The following is a 19,661-nucleotide window of genomic DNA, read 5'->3' as shown; positions in this document are numbered from 1 at the left end:
CATCCGACCGTCGGTGCGCGTTCACCGGGAGTGAGATCGTGCAAGCCTTGTTGCCATCGTTGCGCGTGCGATCGGTTCGTCGCTGGTTGACGGCCGCCGGGCTCAGCGTCGCCGCGCTGCTGTCCGGTTGCATCGACGTGAAAGTGCCCACCTACCAGCGCCCCGACACGCCCGAGAAGACCGCATTCACCAAAATCGACGCACCGGCCGTCGCCGCATCCGACACCATCCAGCCCGACTGGTGGAAGCAGTTCAAGGATCCGTATCTCGATTCGCTCGTGGAGCAGGCCATCAAGGGCAACGTCGACATCAAGGTGCTCGCCGCGCGCATCCAGGTAGCGGGCGCGCAGATCGGCGAAGCGCGCGCCGGCGCCTTGCCGTCGATGGACCTCGGCGCGGGCGCGGCCTTCGAAAAGACCACCGGCCAGAAGTTCTTGAAGACCTATAACGTCGCGACGCAGGTGAACTGGGACATCGACATCTGGGGCGCGGTGGAGAAGGGCGTGCAGGCGCAGAAGGCGGAATTCCGTGCCACCGAGGCCGACTGGCGCGCCGGTTATCTCGAACTCGTCTCGTCCGTTTCGACGACCTACTTCCAGATCCTCCAGTTCGACGACCAGATCGACCAGCAGAAGAAAACCATCGCGACCAATCAGCAGATCCTGACGATCTTCGAAGGCATGGAGAAAAACGGCCTCGTGCCGCATACGCAGGTCCTGACGCAGCGCGCCGAACTCAACCGGCTGACGCGCGATCTGCTCGAAATCAAGCGCTCGCGCGATCTCGGCGACAACGCGCTCGCGACATTGATCGGCGTGCCGGCCGGCAATTTCAAGGTGCCCGAAGGCCAGCTTCAGAAGCGCGTGCAGGCGCCGCCAGTGCCCTCGGGTTTGCCCTCGCAACTGCTGTCGCGCCGTCCTGATCTGATCGCGGCCGAATACCGCGTGCTGGAAGCGTACGACCTCGTCGGCCAGGCGAAGCTGGCGCAACTGCCGACCATCAGCCTGACGGGACGCGGCGGCACGGCGAGCTTCGCGCTCACGGACCTGCTCAAGACCTTCACGTTCAGCTTTTTGCCGAGCATCAACATCCCGCTGCTCGACCCGAGCGTGCGTGCCCGCGTGAAGACCACCGAAGCACAGACCACGGTGTTCGAACAGCAGTATCGAAGCACGGTGATGGGCGCGTTCGAGGAAGTGGAGAACGCGCTGGTCAATCTCGATTCGCACATGAAACAGCGTGGCGAGCTTCAGCAGGAAGTGGATCAGTTGTCGGTCGTGGCCGCGCAGATCGACGCGCAGTTGAAGGAAGGCGTGATCTCGCAGCTGCAGGTATTCGAGACCGAACGTACGTTGCTGGCCGCGCAACTGGCCCTGCTGGCGAATCATCAGCAGATCCTGTCCGATACGGTGACGCTCTACAAGGCGCTGGGCGGCGGCTGGCCGACGGTCGACGTGCAGAGCGCCAGCAAGGACGCGATGAAGTAAGCATCGCTTCGGCCCATGTGCCGTGGCGATGTTTCATATGAAGTAATCCATGCAGGATTGCTCACGACCGCTCATGATCGATTACACCGGTACCGCACGATTGACTACGACGATGCGTGACTTAAACTTTCAACAGCCGCCGGAACCCGTTGCTGCAGCCTCCGGTGCGGCTCAACTTGTCCATGTACCCGGCGTCGACGGGCGTTCCCATAACGCGTCGGCCGCAGCGGCTGGACGCAGCGTGTGACATGGACATGGCTCAAGGCTATCCCGTCGCGGAACCGCCGCCGAGTGTCGGCGAGGCGTTCGATGTCATCCTGAAGCCGCTGCCGAACCCGGAGCTCGGCCGCGATGCCGACCATCTGACGGAAATCCGCATCGACGAAAACCTGTTCCCGATCGGCCGTGCCGAAGCGCCGTTCGATGCAAGTCCGCCCGAAGCCGTGGCGCAGCTGTCGCGCCGCCACGCACGCATTTTCATTGAGCACGGCTTTGTCTATATCGCCGATCTCGGCAGCAAGAACGGCACCGCCGTCAACGGCACGCCCGTGCGCGAAACACCCGCGCGCGTGCACATTGGAGACATCGTTTCGTTCGGCAGCCGGCTGTCGTATCGCGTGCAGTTCGCCCCGCGCGCACGCGGCGCGGGCCAGGCGAGACCGGTCGGCGTCACCTTCGTGCCGCAACGCGATGATCTCGGTTTGCAGATCATCGAACTGGTGCAGTTTCCGTTTCTCGTCAGCAAGACAGACGATCACTTCGCGCGTTTCCGCGAGCGCTATCCGCATCAGGTGAACTATGTGTCGCGGCGGCACGCGCATGTGTTCATCAAGGGCGGCGCGCCGTTCGTCGAGGATCTCGGCAGCACCAACGGCACCTTCGTCAACGGCGAACGGCTCGGCGCGTCGGCGCTCGAACTGAAGGATGGCGACAGTGTCGCGTTCGGCGGCTCGCACTTCGCGTACACGGTGCGCCTGCACGGCGACGAAGGCGAGTCGACGCTCACGGAAATCGCCTTGTCGGCGAGCCCGCAGGCACAGGTCGCTCCCGAAGAAGCGTTCGACAGCGACAAGACGACTTTCGTCGGCTCGGCGCATTCGTTCCTCGACATCTTCTGCGTGGACCAGGCGGCCGCGCGCGAAGACGAAATCAACGTGGACGCGCAACCCGGCGTCGCTGAAGAAAAGCGCCCGGACACGCATCAGGCGAAACGGAGCAAGGCTGTGCTGTTCGTCGGGGAGCTGCGTCGGGCGCTCGCGAGCGATGACCGTTCCGCGGCGCGGCGCACGCGCATGGTGGTGGCAGGCGTACTGGCCGTGTTCGTCGCGGGCGGCGCGGCGCTGTTCTATAGCGGCTCGTCCGAGCGGCACGTCAAGTCGCTGATGGCGGAGGGCGACTACGGCGCGGCGGCCGCCGCAACGGACACGTATCTGAAGGCCCATCCGCAGGACCTGCATTACACGGCGATCAACACGGAGGCCGTACTCAAGTCGAACGTGCCGCGCTGGCTCGCTGCACTGAAGAAAGGCGATTTCAAGGACGCGGACGCGATCATCGCGCAGATGAGGACGCTCGGCGAACACAATGCGGACGTGCGTTCGCTGCTCGACGAACTGGCCTGGATCGGCAAGCTGGAGGCGTTCGTGATGGGCCGCGGCGGCGCCGATGCGCCCATCCGCATCTATGCCGACGAGCCGCGCATCGACGCGATCCTGAAGCACTGGGACGCCGATGCAAGCGGACATCAGCGCGACCTGGACCGCATCGCGGGCTATGTGCCGGAGTTCCGCGAGCCGTATGGGCTGGCGCTTAGTCACCTGCGCAAACTGCAAAGCGACGATTCCGTGTATCTCTCGGCTATCGACCGGCTGGATGCGAGCATCGTGAAGAGTCTCGGACAGGACGATCTCGATGCCATCGACGCGACGCTCAAGGACTATGCGGACAAGTATCCGCGCCTTGCGGGCCTCGATCGCGTGCGCGCCGATCTCGATGCCTTCGGCGCCGTGCGTCGCGGCCTGAACGGCGCGAGCCTTGCGCCGCTCGCGGCTGCGTTGAAGAAGGCGAATTTCTCGACGCCGCCGTTCCAGGAGAAGCTGCGCCAGATGAGCGCGGGTCAGTTGCCGCAGCAGCCGGTGCTGACGCAGTATGCCGCCTTGGCGGACGCATGGAACCAGGGCAAGAGCGCCCAGGCGATCGACGCGCTGCAACAGTTGCCGCAGGGCGCATGGTCCGCGACCGTGCAAAAGGAACTGGCCCACAAGAAGGCCGTCGCCGCACAGTTTGCCGACGTGCAGAAGGCGCGCGGCACGAAGAACTATGAAGAGGCATTGCTCTCGTTCTACGAGACGCTCGACTTCGACAGCGACGCGTACTACGTGAAGACCGTCGCGCCGGAAGTAGTCTCGCTGAAGGACCGCGCGACGGCCCGCGCGCAGTCGCTCATGGCGCAGGCGCAGACGTCGTGGCAGCAGTACCGGACGAACGGCGGCATTGGCGGATCGCAGCGTCTTGAGGCCAACGTGTCCGACACCTTCCGTGCCCAGGCGAAGCTGCTGTCCGACGCGGAAGACGCCGCCACGCGCGGCATGCGCATCTTCAGGCAGGTGAAGGCCGACGCCGCAAGCGCGAAGTGGAGCACGCTGGCGCGCGAGATCGACACCGAAGCGGATTTGCAGCGCCGCTCGCTGCAGGATCTGCGCATGGTGCTCGAACCCGGATTGCTGAATACGAAGCTCGGACTGATCGGCGGCGCGCAAGGCGCCATGACGAATTCCGGCGGAGGCGCGACCAGTGAAGCGAGACGCACACCTTAAGCCCTTGTCCGAAGCGCTCGGGGATCACGGCGTGGAAGGCATTTCGATCCTCACCGCGGAGCCGCTCAGGTTCACGCAGGCGCTGGTCTTCGCAATGGTCGCGCTGATCGGCTCCGGGCTGATCTGGTCGTTCGTCGGCCATGCGGACGTGATGGTGTCGGCGCAGGGCACGCTCGCGCCGGAATCCGAGGTGCGGCGCTTCTATGCGCCCATCGACGGGGAACTCGCCGATCTGTATATCGCGGAAGGTCAGCCGGTGCGCAAGGACGACGTGATCGCGCGTCTCAATGCCCGGGGCGCGATCGAGGCGGCCTCCAACGCGCTCGAAGCGCAACTGAAGCTCGATGACGCCGAGCGTGAATGGAAGCAGTTCCCGGAAAAGAAACTGCTGATGGAGCGGCGCATCGCGGCGCTCAAGGATCAGATGGATGTCGAGGAGCATCAGCATCAGCAGCGCGTCTCCGAAGGTACGAGCAAGCTCGCGGAAGGCCAGAAGGCGCAGTTGCAGGAAGCGCGCAGCACGCTGGAAAATGCCCGCCGCGCCCGCGATGCCGCCAAGGTCGAGCTCGACCGCTTCCAGCGCCTGTTCGCGCTGCCGGGCGGCGGCGGCATCGCGCAGACGCAGGTGGACCAGAAGCGCAATGCCTATCTCGAAGCGGACGGCGCGTATCGCGTCGAGCAATCGCGGCTCGCGGAACTCGACTTCCGTTTGAGCCACGACTTCACGCAGGCAAAGCGGCAACTGGAAACCAGCGGCCAGGAAGCGACCAGCCTGCGGCTTCAATATGAGGCGGCGATGCGCGAGGTCGCGAGTACCGAAGACAAGTTGCGTCTGCAACTACAGACCGCGCGGCTGGTGGCGGATGCCGCCGCGCGCATCAAGTTCGAGAACATCGACAAGGACAATTTCCTGCTGATCCTCGCGCCGGTGTCGGGCGTCATCACCGATGTCACGTCCACCCAGCCCGGCGACAAGATCCAGGCGAACACGCCGATAGGCGGCATCGCGCCGGCGAATGCCAAGCCGGTGCTGAAGATCGAGATCGCGGAACACGACCGGGCGTTCCTGCGCGAAGGGCAGCGCGTGAAGCTCAAGTTCAATGCGTTTCCGTATCAGCGTTACGGGGTGATCGACGGCACGCTCGCGTTCATCTCACCCGCGACGAAACCGAGTCCGACTTCCAAGCAGCCGGTGTATGAAGGACGCGTGACGCTCGACCGCGACTATTACCAGGTTGCCGATACGCGTTATCCGCTGCGCTACGGGATGACGGCGAACGCGGAGATCGTCGTGCGCGAGCGGCGCTTGATCGACCTCGGGCTCGATCCGTTCCGCAACGTGGCGGGGTAGGTGCAGGGGCAGGCTCATCACCAGATCGACACACATCCAGACGGAGAAGAACATGACGGCGATTGTGCGTATCGACGACGAAGTGGTCGACGTCGGCGAGTTTCTCAGGTCACTGAAGCTGAGCGGCCAGTTCGACGGCCTCATCGAGCAACTGGTGCGCGACAAGCTGACGGTGCGCGCGGCGCGCAAGACCGGCGTGGAAGTCAGCGACGAGGAAATCCAGAACCGCGCGGACCAGTTCCGCCGCATTCGCGGACTGCATCGCGCGGCGGACATGAACAACTATCTCGATGCGCTGCATGTGAGCCTCGACGAGTTCGAGGTGTTCATCACGGACTCGCTTTATCAGGAAAAGATGCTGGACCGCGTGGGCACCGCGCGTGAGGTCGAGGAATACTTCCAGTTGAATTCGCCGCGCTTCGACAGCATCGAAGTGAGTCACATCCTGCTGGACACCGAAGGCAGCGCGAAGGAGATGATCTCCTATCTCAACGACGATCCCGACAGCTTCGCCGAGATGGCGCGCGAGCATTCGCTGGCCGATACGCGCGACGAAGGCGGGCGGGTCGGCCGCGTGATGCGCGGGCAGTTGAAGCCGGAAATCGAGGCGAAGGTGTTCAACGCCGAAGTCGGCGATCTGCTTGGGCCGTTCGTCTCCGCCGACGGCACCTCATATGAAATCTTCGCGGTGACCGCCAAGTATTCCGCGCAGCTCGACGACGACGTGACCGCTGAAATCCGCCGCCTGCTGCGCGAGGAATGGATGTCGCTGCGGGCGCAGGAACATGTGATCGAAGCACGCTGAAGACCTCCGAAGCCCACCGAGCAAGCGACACGACATGGACGCGCCATCGAGCCTCGATTCACCCGCCGAGTTCCTCTCGTCGGTGGAGATACTCTCGCCGTTTTCGCGCGAAGAAATCGACGAACTCGCCGCTCAGGCGAGCTCGCGCCGCTTCGGTTTCGGCGAGACCGTGTGCAATGCCGGCGACGCCGCCAATGGCCTCTATATTGTCAAGGCGGGCTCGGTGCGCATCTTCACCGAGGAGCATGGCAAGGAAATCAGCATGGGGGTCAGGAAGGAGCGCGAGACCTTCGCCGATATCGCGATGCTGCGCGACTACCGCCATGAATCGTCGGTGCGCTCGTCGGGCAAGACCGAGTTGCTGTTCATTCCGCGCGCCGCGATCGAAGTGGTCATCGCGAAGAATCCCGCCGCGCTCGCCTTCGTGACGAGTTATGTCGCGATCAATTCGGCGGGCGGCTTCGTCGCCAAGCTGTTCGACTTGCGCACCAAGCTCAACAAGGCCGAACTGGAAGAGTGCGTGCGCAGCGTGGGCGTCAAGCGCGTGGCCGAAGGCAAGGAGATCCTCAAGCAGGATTCGCGCGACGACCGGCGGCTCTATGTCGTGCGTCAGGGCGAAGTGCGCATCGTGCGCGAGGAAGGCGGCCAGCAGCATGTGCTCGCGACGCTCGGTCCAGGCGAGATCTTCGGCGAGAAAGCCTGCGTGATGCGCCAGGAGCAGATGGCTTCGGCGATCGCGAACACCGATACACGCCTGCTCGTGATTCCCGAGAAGACGGTGCATTTCATCATCGAGCGCAATGTGAAGCTGCGCGAGGTGCTGGAGGAACGCATCCGCTTCACCGAGCGCGAAATGCAGCGGCAGAAGAAGATGGCCGAACGCCGCCGCCTGCCCGCGATGCTCGACCTGCACACGCGCCCCGAAATGGGCGAACGCGTCCTCAAGCGCTTCGCGTGGGTGGAACAGGCGGAGGAGATGGATTGCGGCGCGGCGTGTCTCGCGATGATCTGCCGCCACTACGGCATCAACATGACGCTCGGCAAGCTGCGTGAACTCGCCAATGTGACGACCTCCGGCGCGACGCTCGATTCGCTCGCGCGCGCGGGCGAGTCGCTCGGCTTCACCGCGCGCGGCGTGCAATGCACGTTCGAATCGCTGCGCGGCTTCGAGATGCCGTTCATCGCGCACTGGGAGGGCTATCACTACATCATCATCTACGGCGTCTCCAAGGACAACGTGTGGGTCGCGGATCCGGCGCTCGGCTTCAGGAAGATGACGGTAGGCGAGTTCGAACGCGGCTGGAGCGGCACCTGCCTGCTCTTCACGCCGGGTCAGGATCTCGCGCAGAAGGCGGTGTCGCGTTCGCCGTGGCTGCGCTTCGTCGGCTATCTGAAGCCCTACAAGAAGATCCTGCTGCACCTGTTTCTCGCCACCTTCGTGATCCAGGTGCTGGGCGTGATTCCGCCGCTCATCATCCAGAACATTCTCGACGGCGTGATCGTGCACCAGAACGTCGGGCTGCTGCATGTGCTGATTGCCGGGCTCATCATCTCCAGTCTGTTCACGCAGCTGATGTCCACCATCCGCGCCTATCTCGCGAACTTCATGGTGCGCAACATGGACTTCGCGATGATGTCGCAGTTCTTCAAGCATACGTTCTCGCTGCCCTTCGGCTTCTTTGCCAAGCGCAAGACCGGCGACGTGTTCGCGCGCTTTCAGGAGAACCTGACCATCCGCGCGTTCCTCACGGAATCCACGGTCACGACCGTGCTGAACCTGCTGATGATCTTCATCTACTTCACGATCATGTTCCTCTACAACGTGAAGCTGACCTTGTTGCTGATCGCATTCGTGATCCCGATGACAGCGCTCACCGTGCTCGCCACGCCGCGCATCAAGCAGAACGCGCGCGAGACCTTTTCGGCAGGCACCGACGCGCGTTCCTATCTGATGGAAGCGCTCGGCGGGGTCGAGACCGTGAAGGGGATGGGGATCGAGCGCGCGGTGCGGCTCAAGTGGGAGAAGAAGTATGCGAAGTCGCTGGAGGTGCAGTACAGGTCGCAGCGTTTCAATATCGCCGTGGGGCTGTGCAGCCAGTTGCTGAACGCGGCAACGACCATCGGCGTGCTGTGGGTGGGCGCGAACCTGGTGCTGGCGCGCGAGCTGACCATTGGCCAGCTGATTGCGTTCAACGCGTTCATGGGCAGCGTGCTCGCGCCGCTGATGGGGCTCATCAACCTGTGGAGCCTGCTCAACGATGCCGGCGTCGCCATGGAACGGCTGGGCGATGTGCTCGACATCGAGCCGGAGCAGAAACCCGAGGACATGCAGCAGCGCGTGATGCTGCCCGACCTGCAGGGCGACATCAGCTTCAAGGGCGTGTACTTCCGTTATGGCGACGGCGAGACGCCCTACGTGCTGGAGAACATCAGCTTCGACATCAAGCCGGGCGAGCTGATTGCGGTGGTCGGGCGCAGCGGCTCGGGCAAGACGACGCTCGCGAAACTGCTGGTCGGCTTCTACGGGCCGAGCGAAGGCAAGATGACGGTGGACGGCTATGACATCAATGTGGTCGACAAGGGTTTCTATCGCGCGCAGATCGGCTATGTGATGCAGAGCAACCTGCTGTTCTCGGGAACGATTGCCGACAACATCGCGAGCGGCGATGAAGCGCCGGACCGCAGGCGCATCGAGGAAGTCGCGAAGATGGCCGACGCTCACGCGTTCATCGTGAAGATGCCGCTCGGTTACGAGCAGGTGGTGGGCGAGCGCGGCGTGGGGCTTTCGGGCGGACAGATTCAGCGGCTGTGCATCGCGCGGGCGCTGTATCACGACCCGCGCCTGCTGGTGTTCGATGAAGCCACGTCCGCGCTCGATACGCAGTCGGAGAGCAACATCCTCGGCAACATGCAGGAGATATTGAAAGGGCGCACGGCGGTCATCATCGCGCACCGGCTGTCCACCATCATGCGTGCCGACAAGATTCTCGTGCTGTACGAAGGCGGCATCGTCGAGCAGGGCAGGCACGACGAACTCGTGGCGAGAAAAGGCATGTACTACCAACTCGTGCAGAAGCAACTGAGCGCAGCATGAAAATACTCGACCAACCGGAAAGCGAAGCCAGCGCGCCGACCTCGGCGATCTCGTATGCGGGACTGATCGAGAAGATCGAGATCCTGCGCTCGACATTGCGCTGGACCTCGCGTCTCGAACGCCCTGAAATCGAAAAGCTGCTGCGCCAGGCGAGCGCCCTGCGCGACGAAGTCATGCAGATGTCGCACAAGGAGCGCTTCGTGCAGGCCGCGGCAGCGGAGCCGAAGCGGGATCTATCGCCGGGTGCGCGGAGGCGGGCCTTGCTGGAACGCAGCTTCATCTTCGAAGGGACCTTCGGCGACAATCCGAAGCTGCTCGAAGCGCTGGAGATTGCCGAGAAGGCCGCGCCCACGGATCTGCCGGTCCTGATCGACGGCGAGAGCGGCACCGGCAAGGAACTGATGGCGAAGGTGATTCACGCGAACGGCGGGCGCGCCGACAAGCCTTATATCTCGGTCAACTGCGGCGCGATTCCGGACAATCTGCTGGAGTCCGAGTTGTTCGGGCATCGCAAGGGCGCGTTTACCGGCGCGACCAACGATCGCAAGGGCAAGTTCGAGAGCGCGCATACCGGCACCATCTTTCTCGATGAAATCGGCGAGTTGCCGCTCACGGGCCAGGTCAAGCTGCTGCGCGTGCTGGAGGCGCATGAGATTCAGCGCGTCGGGTCGGACGAACCCATTGCGGTGGATACGCGCATCGTCGCGGCGACCAATCGCAACCTGCGACAGTTCTGCGACGAAGGGCGTTTTCGCGAGGACCTGTTCTACCGTCTGAGCGTGATTCACCTGACCTTGCCTGCGTTGCGCGAACGGCGCGACGAGATTGCCTTGCTGTTGCAGTACTTCGGCGATGAAGCGGCGGCGACGCTCAAGCGCCGGCCGGTGCGCATGTCGCCACGGCTGCGGGATTTCCTGCGCAACTACGATTACCCCGGCAACATCCGCGAGCTGCGCAACGTGGTGTACCGGCTGACGTGCCTCGCCACCGACATGGCGGACCTCGAACATCTGCCGGTGGATATCCGGCCGAAGTCGTCGCTTTCGCTGGCCATGAACGATGCCTCGGCGAACGGCAATGGCATCGTGACGGCGAGTTCGCTCGCGGAAGCGAAACGCGTGGCGAGCGATGAAGCCGAGCGTGCGTTTCTCGAACGCGGTTTGAAGGAGACCGGCGGGACAGTGGCGGAACTGGCGCGGCGCTATGAGATGAACCGCTCGCATCTGCAGATGCTGCTGAAGAAGCACGGGCTGCATTCGAAGGAGTTCCGGCTGGCGGCGCAGAAGAGCCGGGAGGCGGAGGGGTGAAGGGCGGGGTGATCGGATGCGGAGCGCATGGACCTCGGCGCCACCCCTATCAATCAAACCCCCGGATTCACCTGCGTCTTGTCCGACGCCATCAGATCCTCGGCATGCGCGACCACCACGGAGATGTTGTCGCGCCCGCCGCGTGACAACGCGATCTCGAGCAGCCTTTGCGCCGCCCTATCGCAATCGCCGGGAGCCAGCTCGCTCGCCATTTCCGCTTCGCTCACCTCGTTCGACAGACCATCGCTGCATAGCAGGAAGGTGTCGCCGTCGCGCAGTTCGAGCGTGTTCTCGTCGAGCTCCAGCACGTCCAGCGCGCCCACCGCGCGCGTGATCAGATGCTGCGCCGGATGGTGCAGCGCTTCCTCGGCCGTCAATTGCCCGCGCGCCTTCAGTTCTTCCACATGGCTGTGGTCGCGCGTCAGCTGCACGAGATTGCCCCGCCGCAGCAGATAGATCCGGCTGTCGCCGGCCCACAGGTAGCCGCAGGCGCGATCGCGTGCGATCAGCAAGACCACCGTGCTGCCGATTCGCGAGACCTGTCGCCGCGCCGCCTCCGCCCGCAGTTGTTCGTTCACGCGCAGAAGCCTCGCGCGTGCATCGGCCAGCACGCTAGTGAGGCCGCTTGCGCCTTTCACCTTCGCCAGACTCTCGATGACCATGCGGCTCGCGAGATCGCCGACCGCATGGCCGCCCATGCCGTCGGCGACGGCCCACACGCCGCGCGCCGGGGCATCGAGCAGAGCGTCCTCGTTGATCTGCCGCACGCAGCCGGTGTCGCTGCGGGCGGCGGAAGTCCATCGAAACTCGCTGGGGAAGGTCATGGCAACCTCCGGAATTCGGGGTGGCGCGGCGGCGGGCGGAGACTGCGAGCGATCGCGGTCATTGTCTCCCAACATGCGCCGCAGCGAACGGCGGATGTGCACCGCTCAGCCCGCGCGATTCCCGGCGACCGAGTCGGGATTGACCGTCAGCGTCGCCCCGTTGCCCGTGTTGCTGACGGTGGTGCTCTGGAACTGGTTGACCATCTGGCCGACGTTCGTCGTGTTGTTGGTGACGTTGTTCGTCACCTCGTAGATGTTGTTCGTGACATCGAAGACATTCACGGCCGCGCCGCCCACTCCGCCGCCGCCCGATCCCCGGTCCACGTACGGCGTGATCCAGCCGTAGACCCAGGGAGCACCGCCGCCGCCGCTGATGGCCGACATCGCCGCCTGATCGAGTTCCTTGTCGTAGGCGAGATCGGTGATGGTGAGGATGCCCATGGCAGTTCTCCGGAATGGCCTGAAGGGACGCGCGAGATCAATGCAAAGGCCGTGCCGGAATGCGCGCCATAGCCGTTCGAAAAATGGGTCGCCATAACGGGCGGGCGTGAGCGGCTGGGTCCCTGACAACTTCTGCTTCGCAGACTCAGGCGAACAGTCGGCACGGCGCCAACACCGTGTACAGACTCGACTGTATCTCGCCAACACCTTCTCCGACGCGCGCTCGATACGCTCCAAAGCGCTTCACGAAGCAGGCGAGCAAATGGCACTACGGACCCGACAGACACGCCTGAGAACTGTTGGCCTCGATCCTACATCCGCCGACCGTCACATGGGGTAAAACTGGCGGAACCATATGAAAATCAACGACATAGAAACACTGGCAAGGAAGATGCAAAAGAGCTGGCAACCCGGCGTCACACAAACACATGACGCCAAGCCGAACAGCCTCGGAGCCAGCCATGTCAACCCAAGAACAAATCGAAGTGAATCAGGCGCAAGCCTTCGCGCAGGAAGACGAACCCGCTCTGGGCACCGAACTCGTCACACGGCGTTCCGGCTACGACCATCACGGCATCTATGCCGGCAACGGCATGGTCATCCACTACGCCGGCTTCGCCAAGTCGCTGCATCGCGGGCCGGTCGAGGAAGTGACCGTCGAACAGTTCGCAGCCGGCCATGAAGTCACGATGCGCCAGAACCCGGCCGCCACCTTCGTCGGCATGGAAGCGGTGCGCCGCGCGCGCAGCCGCATCGGCGAAGACCGCTATCACCTGCTGACCAACAACTGCGAGCACTTCGTCACGTGGTGCCTCGACGGCCGCGCGCGCAGCCGTCAGGTGCAGGCCTGCCTCGCACATCCGCGCGCGGCGGTCCGTGCCGTGAGCGGACTGTGCCGCGCCTATATCGCCGCCCGACGCATCCGCCGCATGGATGCGGCGCTCGCCGCCTGATTGGCGCTCGACGCGCCGAATGCTGAACCTTGAACCCGAGGAGACCGTCATGCAAAGCGCCGCCAACTCGCTGCACTGGGCCGTCGACAAGTGGCTCGCGCCGACTTCCGCGCATCCGGCACGGGTCGTGCGCCTGTGCCGTTCGCAGGCGACCGGCGCGCGCTATGTCTGCATCGAGGCGCAGCATCCGGGCGGCCCGCTCGCGATCATCTTCTTCCGTCACGACGACGGCACCTGGAACGTGTTCCCGCCGCAAACACGGCGCCCGTCGATGAGCGCGCAGCGTCTCGCCGCCTGAAAACGACGACCGCGACGGCGACGGACAGCCGGGCAGGGCCGGAGCGCGTCGGGCGGCTCCGGCTTTGACACGGCGAACCCGCTGCCGCTACTCTAGGCGCAAGCATTCCGGCCCGGCGGGGACATCGCCGGGTCGCGCGGAGGCGGCCGGTCGTGGTAGCTTTGCGTCGGTGAACCAGATCGTACAATTTTGAGGTAATGCTGATGACACAGCCCGACTCCGTTTCTCCCGCCCGCGCGACGTCCGAATCCCGTCCGGACGACAATCCGCTCGGCATTGCGGGACTGGAGTTCGTCGAGTTTTCGAGCCCTGATCCGGAGGGGCTCGCCGCGCTGTTCGGCCGGCTCGGCTTCGTACCCGTGGCGCGGCATGTCAGCAAGGCGGTGACGCTGTTTCGCCAGGGCAGCATGAACTTCCTGCTGAACGCCGAACCGGATTCGTTCGCCTCGCGCTTCGCGGAATCGCACGGAGTGGGCATTGCCGCCATCGGTATTCGCGTGCTGGATGCGCAGGTCGCGCACGAGCGCGCGCTGGAATACGGCGCGTGGGACTTCGAGGGCGAGAAGATCGGCCCGAACGAACTGGCGATTCCAGCCATTCAGGGCATCGGCGACTCGCATATCTACTTCGTGGACCACTGGCCGGGCAAGAACAGCGGCGAGAGTTCCATCTACGACATCGACTTCCGGCCGATTCCGGACGCAAGCCCCGCCGCGGACAGCACCGGCCTGCTCGACGTCGATCACTTCACCCAGACAGTCGGTGCGGGGCGCATTCAGGAATGGCTCGACTTCTATCGCGAAGTGCTGCACTTCGCGGAAATCCATCAGGTGCATCCGGACTGGCACGTCTCGCAGGACTCGGCCGTGATCGTGTCGCCGTGCGGCTCGATCCGCATTCCGGTGTATGAGGAAGGCACCTATCGCACGGACCTGATGCAGCAGTACCTGCCGGACCACGAAGGCGAGGGCGTGCAGCATATCGCGCTGGCATCGGCGGACATCTTCGCTTCCGTCGACAGCCTGCTCGCGCGCGGCGTGCGTTTCCTCCAGCCGCCGCCGCGCTATTACGACGAGATCGACGAACGTCTGCCCGGTCATGGCCTCGACATCGAGGCGCTGCGTTCGCGCGGCATTCTCGTCGATGGCGAGATCCTTGCCGACGGCACGCCGCAGCTGTTCCTGCAGACCTTCGCCGAGCGCCGGCCCGGCGACATGTTCTTCGAGATCGTCGAGCGGCGCGGCCATCACGGTTTCGGCGAGGGCAACCTGAGCGCGATTGCAAAGGCGCGCGGTTGAACAGGCACACCTTCGCATCGGCGCTCATTGCACGACGACCGTCCCGGTCATGTGCGGATGCAGCGAGCAGAAGTACTTGTAGATGCCGGGCTTGTCGAATACGTGCGAGAAGTGTTCGCCGCTGTCGAGCGGATCCGACTTGAAAGTCTTGCCCTCGTCCGCGACGGTATGCAGCATGTCGTCGTGATTCACCCAGGTGACCGTGGTCCCGACCGGCACCGTGATGCTGGGCTGGCTGAACGCGAAGTTGTCGATGGAAATGGTCGGCGCGGCGGCTATCGCTACCTGTTGCGCGGGCGCGGGCATCGGCTTCTGCGCCGGTTCCGCGGCACAGGCTGTAGGCACCATGCCGATCACGCCCTTCACGACCAGCGCAAAAGCCGCTTTGCGCAGGCACTTGCCGGCGAGCGGCCGGAGCGTGGCCGGCGAAACATACGGCGACACATGGTTCGCGAGCGTCGTGGAGATCATGACTGCACCCCCGCGAGCGACGTATCCGTGACCGCAAGCTGGGTTCGTCCGGCGACATGGGTGACTTCACGCAGACCAAGCATGCTGCGCAACTGATCCGGCGGCACCTTCATCGGTCCGGGTCCCGACGGCGCGCCCGGCGCGGGTTGCGGAAAGGCGGTCGACATCGCCGAATAGAAGCGCATCTCTCCTTCCACCTTCTGTGCGACCTGATGCACGTGGCCGTTCAGCACGGTCACCGAGCCGAAGCGCTTGAGCAGCGCGAGCGCCTGCGCGCTGTCGTCGGTGCCCCAGCCCCATTCCGGATACAGCGCCCACAGCGGGATGTGCGCGAACACGACGATCGGCGTGCTGCTCGACTTGCCCTGCAGATCCGCCTTGAGCCAGGCGAGTTGCGCATCGCCGAGAAAGCCGAGGCCGCCGCCCTTCAGGTCGATCACGTTAGTCAAGCCGATGAAATGCACGCCGCCCTGGTCGAAGCTGTACCAGTGACGGTTGCTGCCGCGGCCGTATTGCGCCGAGAAGCGGTCGAAGAACGGATTGCCGTCTTCGACCAATACGTCGTGTTCGCCGGGCACATAGTGCACATCCATGCCGGCGGCGCCGATGATCTGCGTCGCCGTATCGAATTGCGCGGGCTTCGACAGATGCGTGATGTCGCCGGTATGGATCATGAAGGCCGGCTGTTTCTTCATGGCGCTCACGCGCTTCACGGCTTCTTCGAGCGTGCTGGTCGGCTCGGTGTTCGGATCCTTGTTGAAGCCGATATGGCTGTCGCTGATCTGCACGAAACTGAAGCCGCTGGTCGTCTCGGCGGCTTGCGCGGACGAGATCAGGCGCGAAACGGGCACGCCGCCGCTCACGGTCCAGATCACGCCGGCGCCCGCCCATGCCATGCACGACAGGGCGGTGCGGCGGTGCTTGCCGTGATCGTCGAGTTCTTCGTGTGGGTGCTGATCCTGAGCGAGGCTATCCGTTTTCATGGCGGTTCCTTGGTGTCGATGTGGGTCGTGTTTCCTGGGGCAGGTGCGCTCCCTTTTGTGGGATCGCGTGCCCCTGGCGGCCCGGTGCAGGGGACGAGGCCTGAGCGTGGCGCCCGGTGTGCGGACGTTGCTGCGGCATCCGTCCATCGAACCGGCGTGGATGGCCTGTTATTCCCTTTTTATTTGTTGTAGAAGCGGACTGGAGACGGGAATAAAACCCGGACGGCATGCGTAACGGTGAGGGAGGGCGCGGGAAGCAGTCTGGCCGCGCCGCCTGGGGCAGTTTGCCGAACGTGGCAGCGAAAGGAGACCGCGCGATGTGGCAAGGCAGGTCGAGACAGGACAAGGCCGGACGCGGCGAGCACGCGGACCCGCAGGCTGCGGTGGCCATGCGGGCGCGTTTCGAGGCGACCGTGATGCCGCATCTGGATGCGGCCTACAACCTCGCGCGCTGGTTGTCCGGCAATGCAAGCGATGCCGACGACGTGGTGCAGGAAGCGTATCTCCGCGCCTTTCGTTTCTTTGGCGGATTCGACGGCGGCGCCGAGGCGAACGCGCGTGCGTGGCTGCTGGCGATCGTGCGCAATACCTGGTTCACGGAGTGGCGTCGACGGGTGCAGACGGCCGACGCGACGCCTTACGACGAAGAACTGGGCGGCGACGAGGCGTTGCCGGGCTGGTCGGAGGAAGGGGGCGCCGATCCCGAGACGCTGGCCGTGCGCCGCGACGAGATTCACCTGGTGCAGCGCGCGCTGGAGGCGCTGCCGGTGGCCTTTCGCGAGGTGCTGGTGTTACGGGAACTGGAAGACATGAGTTACAAGGAAGTCGCATCTGTGACGGGCGTGCCGATCGGCACGGTGATGTCGCGGCTCGCGCGCGGCCGCAAGATGCTGGCGGGAGCGGTACGCGCGGCCCAGGGTGGGCAAGACCGGCCGAGCGTGCGGCTCGTGCGCCGTGCCGCACCGGGTCAATCAGAGGAGTCGGGAAATGGAAAATAACGACACCGCCTCGCTGGATACGAGGCTCGCCGACGGTTCGCTGTACCAGCGCGCACCGGTGCATTTGCGCACGCAGGTGCTGGCGCGGGTGCGGGAAGAGGCTTTCGAGGCAGAGCGTGAACGCGCGCCTGTGCATCGGGCGAGCCGGGGCTGGGTCGGCAATGCGTTCGCCGCGCCCTGGCCGTTCTTCGGCGGCGCGTTCGCCGGCGCGACGCTCTCGGCGCTCGTGCTCGGCGCGATGCTGTGGTTCCAGGCGTTGCCGCTGATGTCGGGCGTCGCGACCGGATCGCCGATGGCGCAGGAGATCGTGTCGAGCCACGTGCGCGCGCTGATGTCGGATCGTCCTATCGACGTGCTGTCCAGCGACAAGCACACGGTGAAGCCGTGGTTCAACGGGCGTATCGACTACGCGCCGCCGGTGATCGATCCGGCCGGACCGGGATTCGCGCTGGTCGGCGGCAGGCTGGATTACATCGATCATCGTCCGGTGGCGGTGGTGGTGTACCGGTATCTGAAGCATCCGATCGACGTGTATGTGTTTCCCGAGCACAAGGGCGATGGCAAGAGCAAGACCGCCGACAAGGACTTCCAGCCGGTCGTCACGCAGTCCGACGATGGCTATGCGCTCGCACGCTGGAGTCACGACGGGATGACGTTCTGGGCGGTGACGGATGCATCGGGCGGGGTGCTGCGGCAGTTTGTCCACGCGATCGAGACGGGCGCGCCGCGTTAAGCGAGAGCAGCGGTCGCACCAGGGTGCAAGGTTGCGCGCGGTGTTCTTCGGGATGCCGCGCGTTTTTTTATGCGCGCGGGTGGCTGCAAGACCGCGACATCCGGACACGCATGCCCATGCTTTTGGCACATTGGTCTATGTGCGCAACCCCACGCACGGTGCGCAGCGACATCGAATGGAAGGGCGATGCAGCGCTCGTGCCCGATGCGGGTCATGGCGTGACCATCAACCGTGGCGCGACGATCGCGAACCAGGGCGGTTCGGGCGATCTCACACTGCGTGCGGACATGCATGGCGTCGATAACGGCGGCAGCGTGAACAACGCGGGCAAGATCGACTGGTCGAAGAGCACAGGGCTGGTCAGCGCGCTGTACGACATGAACGGCAGCTATACGCCGGGCACGTTGCTATCGAACGCACAATGGACCCCGCAGCGCTACAGAGGCGATGTGACGCACATCACGGCGTACAAGCTCGTGAACAACACAGCGGACTTGCAGAAGGTATCAAGCGATGTGTCGGGTAACTATGCGCTCGGCAAAGACTTCTCGGCCGGCACGATCAGTCCGATCGCCTCTGATCAAACGCCGTTTACAGGGCAGTTCGACGGCTTCGGTCATTCGGTGAACGTCGATGCGGTGAGCACGGTTATCTCGCCTGTCTGTCAGTGCGTGTTCGGCGGGTTGTTCGCTGTGATCGGCACGAATGGCGTGGTGCGGAACGTCAACGTGTCCGGCTCATCCACCAATGCAAGCTCAACCGATGCTGCCTTGGGCATGCTCGCCGGTGAAAAGTTCGCCACGATCGCTTACGCAACGTCGAGCGGTCGCGTCGGGGGAAGCAATTACAACGAGAACGGCGGCCTTGTGGGCGTCAATCTTGGTCTGATCGAACGCTCGTCAAGCAGTGCCGATGTGGGAGATGCAGGTAACTCGGGCGGTCTTGCGGTGTCGAACTACGGCACCATCGTGCAGTCGTTTTCTACGGGCACCGTGACGGGTTATTCGGCTGGCGGCCTTGTCCAATACAACGGTGGCTCGATCCTCCGGTCGTATTCCACTGCGGCCGTCAGCGGCGCTTTCGGCGGCGTTAATGCTCCCGGCGCGGGCGGTCTGGTGAACGGCAATGGTCCGAGCGGCGTCATCAGCGAGTCCTTCGCGACCGGCGCAGTGATTCCCGTTGGAACGGTGGGCGCACGGACTGCCGGGATCGCGGCCTCCAACGAGGGCGCGATTGCAGCGAACGTGTATTGGGACGCGCAAGGGACACAGCAAGCGAATGGCGTGTTCATGAACACGGGCACTCCGGTGTCGAATGCCAACGGCCTGACCACGGCGCAGATGAGTCAACCGGGCAGTCTCAGCGGGTATGACTTCAGCTTGGGCGGCGCGTGGGCGTTGCCGGTTGGCGCTACGCATCCGGTCCTCAACTGGCAATTGACTGGGCAGTGACGAGCGCATGGTCGAAAGCAACGCGGCGGCGATGCCGTCGTTTCGCTGTTCCAAGATCAAGATGCGCGGGTATCGATGATGGCGTGATTCATGACATGACGGCATTGCCAACTTTGCTGCGGCATCAAATGTCACGGCTAAATACAAATGTCCGATGTCTGGCTCATTAGAAATGTCAGGGTTTAAGCCTTGCCAATCTCTTTAGATCATTATCTCCCCACCGCGGCTGCCCGCTCTTCGGCGCAACCCAACACAGCCGCGTTGAGTCGCTCCAGGGTCAGTTCGCGCTGCGTGCGCGTGCCCACCTTGCGTTCTTTGGGCCGTGGCGCCATTCCCTGATTGGTCCGCGAA

Annotated in this window: 16 protein-coding genes; 12 read left to right on the top strand and 4 right to left on the bottom strand. The window is 64.1% G+C overall.

Translation table 11 applies throughout. The annotated features are described in order from the left end of the window. The first annotated feature begins 38 nt into the window (after positions 1-38). The 6 genes from QCE64_RS31240 (at position 39) to QCE64_RS31215 (ending at position 10,860) form a co-directional block, all read left to right on the top strand. Complete coding sequence (locus QCE64_RS31240) at positions 39-1,487, top strand: efflux transporter outer membrane subunit (RefSeq protein ID WP_310008026.1); 1,449 nt, start codon at positions 39-41, stop codon at positions 1,485-1,487. Between the two features lie 254 nt (positions 1,488-1,741). After that, the gene (locus tag QCE64_RS31235) at positions 1,742-4,303 is read left to right on the top strand and encodes an FHA domain-containing protein (protein WP_310008614.1); all 2,562 of its coding nucleotides are present in this window, start codon (positions 1,742-1,744) and stop codon (positions 4,301-4,303) included. Continuing rightward, a complete protein-coding gene (locus tag QCE64_RS31230; RefSeq protein WP_309926383.1) occupies positions 4,281-5,654 on the top strand; it encodes an HlyD family efflux transporter periplasmic adaptor subunit in 1,374 nt (457 codons plus the stop codon). The genes QCE64_RS31235 and QCE64_RS31230 overlap by 23 nt, the downstream gene beginning before the upstream one ends. Positions 5,655-5,706: 52 nt before the next feature. Continuing rightward, positions 5,707-6,459: a peptidylprolyl isomerase gene (locus QCE64_RS31225; protein ID WP_309820271.1), complete on the top strand. Its 753-nt coding sequence runs from the start codon at positions 5,707-5,709 to the stop codon at positions 6,457-6,459. 34 nt (positions 6,460-6,493) lie between these two features. Then, positions 6,494-9,553 (top strand): peptidase domain-containing ABC transporter, encoded by a 3,060-nt coding sequence (locus QCE64_RS31220; protein ID WP_310008024.1) that lies wholly within the window; start codon positions 6,494-6,496, stop codon positions 9,551-9,553. After that, the gene (locus tag QCE64_RS31215; RefSeq protein WP_309820267.1) at positions 9,550-10,860 is read left to right on the top strand and encodes a sigma-54 dependent transcriptional regulator; all 1,311 of its coding nucleotides are present in this window, start codon (positions 9,550-9,552) and stop codon (positions 10,858-10,860) included. The genes QCE64_RS31220 and QCE64_RS31215 overlap by 4 nt, the downstream gene beginning before the upstream one ends. A gap of 53 nt (positions 10,861-10,913) precedes the next feature. Here the strand turns inward: QCE64_RS31215 and QCE64_RS31210 are convergent, their stop codons facing one another. Both QCE64_RS31210 and QCE64_RS31205 read right to left on the bottom strand, forming a co-directional pair. Then, positions 10,914-11,684, bottom strand: coding sequence for a protein phosphatase 2C domain-containing protein (locus QCE64_RS31210; RefSeq protein ID WP_310008022.1), 771 nt, complete (start codon positions 11,682-11,684; stop codon positions 10,914-10,916). A gap of 105 nt (positions 11,685-11,789) precedes the next feature. Next, the gene (locus QCE64_RS31205; RefSeq protein WP_310008019.1) at positions 11,790-12,125 is read right to left on the bottom strand and encodes a hypothetical protein; all 336 of its coding nucleotides are present in this window, start codon (positions 12,123-12,125) and stop codon (positions 11,790-11,792) included. Between the two features lie 461 nt (positions 12,126-12,586). On the opposite strand from QCE64_RS31205, the gene QCE64_RS31200 reads away from it, so the two are divergent. The 3 genes from QCE64_RS31200 (at position 12,587) to QCE64_RS31190 (ending at position 14,674) form a co-directional block, all read left to right on the top strand. Further along, entirely contained in the window at positions 12,587-13,078 is a 492-nt protein-coding gene (locus QCE64_RS31200) for a lecithin retinol acyltransferase family protein (RefSeq protein WP_309926375.1), read from the top strand. Between the two features lie 49 nt (positions 13,079-13,127). Continuing rightward, a complete protein-coding gene (locus QCE64_RS31195; RefSeq protein ID WP_310008017.1) occupies positions 13,128-13,376 on the top strand; it encodes a hypothetical protein in 249 nt (82 codons plus the stop codon). Between the two features lie 203 nt (positions 13,377-13,579). Further along, positions 13,580-14,674, top strand: coding sequence for a VOC family protein (locus QCE64_RS31190; protein WP_309934834.1), 1,095 nt, complete (start codon positions 13,580-13,582; stop codon positions 14,672-14,674). A 24-nt stretch (positions 14,675-14,698) separates the two neighbouring features. Here the strand turns inward: QCE64_RS31190 and QCE64_RS31185 are convergent, their stop codons facing one another. Both QCE64_RS31185 and QCE64_RS31180 read right to left on the bottom strand, forming a co-directional pair. Next, the gene (locus QCE64_RS31185; protein WP_310008015.1) at positions 14,699-15,145 is read right to left on the bottom strand and encodes a cupredoxin family copper-binding protein; all 447 of its coding nucleotides are present in this window, start codon (positions 15,143-15,145) and stop codon (positions 14,699-14,701) included. Further along, positions 15,142-16,041: a metallophosphoesterase family protein gene (locus QCE64_RS31180; protein WP_404987801.1), complete on the bottom strand. Its 900-nt coding sequence runs from the start codon at positions 16,039-16,041 to the stop codon at positions 15,142-15,144. The genes QCE64_RS31185 and QCE64_RS31180 overlap by 4 nt, the downstream gene beginning before the upstream one ends. A gap of 404 nt (positions 16,042-16,445) precedes the next feature. On the opposite strand from QCE64_RS31180, the gene QCE64_RS31175 reads away from it, so the two are divergent. From QCE64_RS31175 to QCE64_RS31165, 3 genes are all read left to right on the top strand, one after another. Further along, entirely contained in the window at positions 16,446-17,126 is a 681-nt protein-coding gene (locus QCE64_RS31175) for an RNA polymerase sigma factor (RefSeq protein WP_310008011.1), read from the top strand. Continuing rightward, the gene (locus QCE64_RS31170) at positions 17,116-17,859 is read left to right on the top strand and encodes an anti-sigma factor (RefSeq protein ID WP_310008009.1); all 744 of its coding nucleotides are present in this window, start codon (positions 17,116-17,118) and stop codon (positions 17,857-17,859) included. The genes QCE64_RS31175 and QCE64_RS31170 overlap by 11 nt, the downstream gene beginning before the upstream one ends. A 197-nt stretch (positions 17,860-18,056) precedes the next feature. Then, positions 18,057-19,310 (top strand): hypothetical protein, encoded by a 1,254-nt coding sequence (locus QCE64_RS31165; protein WP_310008008.1) that lies wholly within the window; start codon positions 18,057-18,059, stop codon positions 19,308-19,310. Positions 19,311-19,661: the final 351 nt, after the last annotated feature.

The organism is Caballeronia sp. LZ043, assembly GCF_031451075.1.
In the GTDB taxonomy this organism is placed as follows: domain Bacteria; phylum Pseudomonadota; class Gammaproteobacteria; order Burkholderiales; family Burkholderiaceae; genus Caballeronia.
The sequence above is the reverse complement of the archived record's forward strand: the minus strand, read 5'-3'. Positions and strand labels throughout refer to the sequence as shown.